This window comes from Brevibacillus sp. SYP-B805, assembly GCF_011059135.1.
Classification (GTDB): Bacteria; Bacillota; Bacilli; order Brevibacillales; family Brevibacillaceae; genus Brevibacillus_F.
Genome location: NZ_JAALGD010000008.1, coordinates 185665 through 191805 on the forward strand (window position 1 = coordinate 185665; position 6141 = coordinate 191805).

Genomic DNA, 6141 nt, shown 5'->3' on the forward strand with positions numbered 1-6141 from the left:
ACAAAATGACAGGACTGCGCATTCATCACCTGCTGGTATCCGCCGGGAACAGGGAAATCCTGCGAATTGAACAGGCCGCGTTTGCAACCGGCCGGATCCATGCCGTCGTCGGGCCAAGCGGAGCGGGCAAGAGTACGCTTCTGCGGGCGATCAACCTGCTGGAACGGCCTGTTACCGGACATCTTTACTTCTGGGAGCATGAGCTCTCCCTGGCGGCTCACTCCGCCGCGCAGGCGCTGGCCATCCAGCGGCAGATGGTGCTGGTTGCCCAGCAGCCGGTGATGTTCCAGGCCACGGTTTTCGACAATGTCGCGTTGGGGTTGCGCTACCGGAAGATCGATAAACAGACGATCGCGGCAAAAGTAACGCGCGCCCTCGAAAGGGTGGAGCTCGCCTCCATCGCCAAGCAGCAGGCAACTACCCTCTCCGGGGGCGAGGCGCAGCGGGTCGCATTGGCCCGGGCCATCGTGCTGGAACCGCGGCTGCTGCTCCTGGATGAACCCACAGCCAGCCTTGACCCCTACAATGTCACGATTATCGAGCAGGTGATCCGCTCGCTGAACCGGGAGCAGGGGACGACGGTGATCATGGTTACCCATAATCTGGCTCAAGCCAGACGGCTGGCGGATGCCTGCCTCTTCCTGCACAAGGGACAGCTTGTGGAAATGAGCGATGCGGACACGTTCTTTCGCTCTCCGCGCAGCGCGGAGCTGCAGGACTTTCTGTCCGGCCGCATGATCTGCTAGAACGCCAAAGGGGGTATGGGGGTACATGGATAAACGGGACCTGGAACGCTATTCCAGACAAATCCTGTTCAAGCCGATCGGTTTGGAAGGTCAGGAGCGATTGCGGCGCGGACGCGTGGCCGTCGTCGGAATGGGGGCGCTGGGCAGCGTGCTGGCCAATCACATGGTGCGGGCCGGAATCGGCTTTCTCCGCTTGATTGACCGCGATTTTGTGGAAGAGAGCAATCTGCAGCGGCAGATGCTCTACGATGAGTCGGATGCCCGCCAGCATCTGCCGAAAGCGGTGGCCGCCGCCGCCAAACTGTCGGCCATCGATTCGTCCGTAACCCTCGATGCGGTGGTGGATGACCTGCATGCGTTCAATGCGGAACAGTATCTGGGCGACGTTGATCTCATCCTGGATGGTACGGACAACTTTCACACCCGTTATCTGATCAACGACGTTTCCGTCAAACACCGGATCCCGTGGATCTACGGCGGGGCGGTCGGCGCCAGAGGGATGTTTGCCGTCTTTCAGCCGCCCGAGACCCCCTGCTACCGCTGTCTCTTCCCCCACATCCCCGGTGGACGCGGGGAGACATGCGATACCGTCGGGGTGATCGGGCCGATCATTCATCTCATCGCTTCGTGTCAGGCAGCCGAAGCATTGAAGCTGCTGACAGGCGCAGTCAGGGAGCGGAATCCCCAACTGGAGCAGTTTGATCTGTGGCATCATGAGCACGTCCAGATCGACATCTCGGCGGGCAAACATGAGAACTGCCCCGCCTGCGGTCAAGGGATCTACGCTTTTCTGGAACAGTCCGACCAGCATGAAGATGCGTATACCACGCTCTGCGGGCGGGATACCGTCCAGATCGCTCCCGCACAACCGCGCTCGCTTGATCTGGAGGAACTGTCCAAAAGGCTTGCTGCCATCGGCCGTGTGGAGCGCAATCCGTTTCTGCTCCGTTTCACCGTCGATCCGTATACGCTGGTCATTTTTCCGGATGGCCGCGTCCTTGTGCAAGGCACACAAGAGATCGCCGTCGCCAAAACGCTGCATGCCAAATATGTCGGCAGCTGAAAGCAAATACAGGAGGAGGCGACTAGATTGGCAATCACGATCCGCCCGGCATCTCCCCACGATCTGGGCGCCATACATGAACTATGGCATACGGGAGAAAAGGGAGACGGGCCGGCCCCGCCGTTCAGCCCGACCCCGCCGGTATTTTTCACCCACGAACTGAAGACAGGTGACATGTATGTGGCCGAGCATGATGGGCGCATTCTGGGCTTCCTCTCCTTGCTCACGCGCGATTCCATCTGCTATATTGCCGAGTTTTTCGTTCATCGGGACCATAAGGACGCCCGGATCGGGGGTACCCTCCTGCGGGAAGCGCTGCCGCAGGACGGCCGGACGATCTGCACCTTCAGTTCGCAGGATTTCCGGGCCCTCTCCTTGTACATTCGTTCCCGGATGACGCCCTTGTGGCCAAACTTCCAGCTTCGTGTGGCCCCATCCGACCTGGCCACACTGCCGGAGCATGATGTGGAGATCGTCGAAACCGCTCCCGATGACCCCCGCCTTTTGGAGTGGGACAGCTTGGTCAGCCGCCGCAGTCGTACGGCGGATCTGGCGTATCTGACCGATCAGCTTGACGCCGTTCCCCTGCTGTTTTACCGGAACAACGAGCCGGTCGGGTATGCGTATGTCCAATTTCGCAGCCCGGGTTCGCTGCTGTTTCCTGAAGCGCTCACCCTGGGGCCGATCGGCGCGCGGAAGGCGGCAGACGCCTTCCACTGCGCATGCGCTGCCGTCGCCTGGGCAAAACATAGAGGAACCATGCTCCGCATCCCCGTTCCCGGACCGCATCCCTGTCTGCAACCGTTGCTGCAGGCCGGCTTTCGCATCACCTATGTGGAGACTTTCCTCTCGACGGCTCAGGATCAGCTTCCCGACCCCACCTGCTACATTCCCACCATCACGTTTTTTTAGCAGCAGATTCCGGCCCGGGCGGCCGGAATGTCGCTTTCTCTCAATACTTTTCCCCGTTATGCCCGATCAAAGGCCCGGCATCGTTGATATCCGCGAAACCTTTTCTCGATCCACTTCCCCACGTGAAAGAGCAAATGTTCATTCCCGACAGCCGCGATCAACTGGACGGCAATCGGCAACCCGTTCCGGGACTCGCCGACCGGAACCACCAACGCCGGCAGTCCCATCGCATTCGCCACCGCGACATAGGGGATATAGGTTAAAAAGGTTTTGCGAATGGAAAAAAGCTCCCGATACACCATGCCGTGGGGCGGCGCGGGAGAATGGTAGACGGGCAGCACCAGCACGTTTTGGTGAAAATAGGCTGCTCCTTCTTCGTCCATCCTGTGAAGCGCCTGCTGAAGCTCCTTCAGCTGCCTGCCCGATGGCCTGAACAGACGGGCCCCGATCAGCGCCCAGCTGAGGTAACGATGAACGTCGGAACGGCCGAAGAGGATTTCTTTCGCATACTCCCGGAATGGCGAGCGCCCGTCAAGTGCCAGCCGGGCGATGCTCTCTCCGCCGTCTACGGACATGATCAGCTGCCAGATCTGCGCGTGCCTGTCAAAAAGAGGCGGTTCGTCTTCGCGGATGACGTATTCCGCGGACAAGGCATCGCGCACCCGCTCCAGCCATTCTGCCGTCTCCCTCCCCACCGGATACTGCGGACGAATCGGCGGAATGGTCACCGTGCATGCGGTCGATTTTTCTCCATCCGGCCGCTCGTCGACGATGATGGCATGGATCAGCTCCGCGTCCGCCACCGATTTTGCCAGCGCGCCGATGCCCAACATCCTCTCCTGCCATTCGTGCTCCACAAAGGGAAAATGGCCGACCTGCGATACCTGCCGCCGCCCTGATTTAAACCCGATCACCCCGTTGAAATGGGCGGGGAACCGGATGGAGCCGCCGATATCGGAGCCGATGCCCACCGCCGAACCGCCAATCGCGATCAGCGCTCCTTCTCCCCCGCTGGAACCCCCTGTCGTCCTGGTGACATCCCAGGGATTGTTGGATCGGCCATATAATTTATTATCCGTCTCCTGACAGAAGCAGAGCGTAGGAGTATTGCTTTTGCCCAGAATAATGGCCCCTTCCCGCTTCAGCTTCTCGACGACCACAGCATCCTTCTTTGCCACGTGCTCCCGCCTGTGCAGGAGTCCACCGGTTGTTTTCATTCCCGCAACATCCAGACTTTCCTTCACCGTGATGGGGACGCCGAACAGCCTGCCTTCCGCATTCCCCTGTTCCAGCATGCGGTCGCACGCTTCCGCCTCCGCTCTGGCTTGGGCAAACCGGTCCTCCGTCAGGATGTTCAGATGCGGATTCGCGTGCGCAAGATGCCGGCAGTACGCCTCGACCGCTTCCACCACCGACACTTCCCTTTGGCGGATCTTTTCCGCCAGTGTCGTGGCATCCAGATCAAGAATGGAAACAGCCATCCCTTTCCCTCCATTCATGCGCTTGATCTCCTACTATTTTCGAATTCTTTTGACAAAACCCTTTGCCCTTGCCGCCATTTTTTTCGAACAACACCGCTGCGGCTGCCTGCTGCAGGATTTGAGCGAATGGATGAAGCCTAAGCGGGTCCCTGCTCTGTCACCGCCGTAATCCTGCATCAGCCCCGCCAGCCTAGGCAGGGAGGACTGTTTTTCTGTACACTGTAGGGGAAAAGGAGGGAATGGACGTGGATAACAGAATCGTGCTGGTTACAGGCGGCGCCAAAGGAATCGGCCGCAGCATCGCCCATGCCTTTGCCAAGGCTGGGGATCAGGTGGTGATCGCCGACCGGGATGAAGCGGTCGGCGCCGAAACGGAGCGCTGGCTCCTCGATCAGCAGCTGCAGGCGGCTTTCATACGCATGGATGTCAGCGATCCGGAAAGCATCACCGCTGCGATGGCCGAGATCGACCGGCGCTTTGGCCGGCTGGACGTTCTCATCAACAATGCAGGGATTACTGTCTGGAAATCGCCGTATGAACTCCGTGTCGAGGAATGGGATCATGTGCTCAACACGAATTTGCGCAGCGTCTTTCTGTGCTCGCGGGAAGCGGCGAAGCGCATGCGCACAAACGGCGGGGGAGCCATTGTCAACATTGCCTCGACACGCGCGCACATGTCGGAGCCCCATACGGAAGCATACGCCGCTTCCAAAGGAGGCATCCTCGCCCTGACCCATGCGCTCGCCCTCTCGCTTTCCTCTGACCGCATCCGGGTCAATGCCATATCGCCGGGCTGGATCGAAACCGGTGACTATGAGGCGCTGCGGGCGATTGACCACGAGCAGCATCCGGCGCAGCGCGTGGGCAAACCCGCAGACATCGCCCGGGCCTGTCTCTTTCTGGCCGCGCCTGAGAATGATTTTGTGACAGGGGCTGAAATCGTCATTGACGGCGGAATGACGAGAAAAATGATCTACGCGCCATAATGCTGGGTGCGGCCAAAAAAAGCACATGCAGCCTGCTCTTCAAGGAGCATGGCTGCATCAGTGTGCAAACAAAGTCGGTCATGTCATGGATGATGGTTCCTGCTCGCTCTCTTGACGACCCCCGAAGAAGTTGCAGTGTCCGCTCCGAAACGCGACGCGGGCAGGGGGCTCAACATCTGGGTGTTTCCGTATTATGAGGTCAATCAGAGTAACATCTGATTGACCTTTTTTCATGAGTAAAGGTGTAGAATGGCGGTAGCCGGGGGAAACGAATCTGGGTGTGAGACGTTGATCTCGATGCATGAAGTGTTTCCCCACCTATTGCAGAAGCCATGTTTGAGCTGGTTGGGACGATGGATCCCGTATCACATGCGGAATTGTGGACTGTAATCAGGGGTGGGTACCGGTATTTTCGTGAAGAAGGAGGATAGCTAGGATGAACCCTGTTATTGGATTGGATATTTCAAAGGGAAGAAGTGATGGACAAGCCTTTCTGGACAAGAATAAGCCTTTTGGGAAAGGGTTTCAGTTCGACCATACGAAGGAAGGGTTTGTGACGTTCCTGCAAAAGATTCAGGAAGTGGAAAGGGAATCCGGTCTACCCCCTGTCATCATTCTAGAGGCTACGGGGCACTATCATCTGCCTGTTACAGACTTTCTTGAACAGCACGAACTTACCTTTATTGTCCTAAATCCACTGATCTCGTATCAAGCTCGGAAAGTCAGCCTGCGTAAAGTGAAAACAGACCAATCTGATGCCTACAAACTTGCTGCGTTGTATTACAAAGAGGAATTTGAACCGTTTAAAAAACGCAACGTACAGCTTTTAAACATTCGCGCTCTCGCGCGTGAACATGATGCCATCACGAAGATGTACGTTCAAACGCAATTACGCTTCCAAGCCATCCTTGATCAAGTGTTTCCTGGTTATGAGCAGGTATTTACTGATCTGT

The 6141-nt window shown here is 57.9% G+C and carries 6 protein-coding genes; 5 read left to right on the forward strand and 1 reads right to left on the reverse strand.

Annotation, left to right across the window (positions count from 1 at the left end):
* Positions 1-5: 5 nt before the first annotated feature.
* From G3578_RS11995 to G3578_RS12005, 3 genes are read left to right on the forward strand one after another with little or no spacing between them, the layout of a single operon-like run.
* Positions 6-746: an ATP-binding cassette domain-containing protein gene (locus tag G3578_RS11995; protein WP_165212932.1), complete on the forward strand. Its 741-nt coding sequence runs from the start codon at positions 6-8 to the stop codon at positions 744-746.
* A gap of 25 nt (positions 747-771) precedes the next feature.
* Positions 772-1809: a ThiF family adenylyltransferase gene (locus G3578_RS12000; protein ID WP_165212934.1), complete on the forward strand. Its 1038-nt coding sequence runs from the start codon at positions 772-774 to the stop codon at positions 1807-1809.
* Positions 1810-1836: 27 nt separating this feature from the next.
* Positions 1837-2721: a GNAT family N-acetyltransferase gene (locus tag G3578_RS12005; RefSeq protein WP_165212936.1), complete on the forward strand. Its 885-nt coding sequence runs from the start codon at positions 1837-1839 to the stop codon at positions 2719-2721.
* A gap of 56 nt (positions 2722-2777) precedes the next feature.
* Here the strand turns inward: G3578_RS12005 and G3578_RS12010 are convergent, their stop codons facing one another.
* Positions 2778-4220 (reverse strand): amidase, encoded by a 1443-nt coding sequence (locus G3578_RS12010; RefSeq protein WP_241254586.1) that lies wholly within the window; start codon positions 4218-4220, stop codon positions 2778-2780.
* A 221-nt stretch (positions 4221-4441) separates the two neighbouring features.
* Here G3578_RS12010 and G3578_RS12015 point away from each other — a divergent pair, with 221 nt between their 5' ends.
* Together G3578_RS12015 and G3578_RS12020 are read left to right on the forward strand one after the other, a co-directional pair.
* On the forward strand, positions 4442-5188 hold the full coding sequence (locus G3578_RS12015; RefSeq protein ID WP_165212938.1) for an SDR family NAD(P)-dependent oxidoreductase: 747 nt from the start codon (positions 4442-4444) through the stop codon (positions 5186-5188).
* A gap of 436 nt (positions 5189-5624) precedes the next feature.
* On the forward strand, positions 5625-6141 hold a 517-nt coding region (locus tag G3578_RS12020), incomplete at its 3' end, for an IS110 family transposase (protein WP_165212940.1).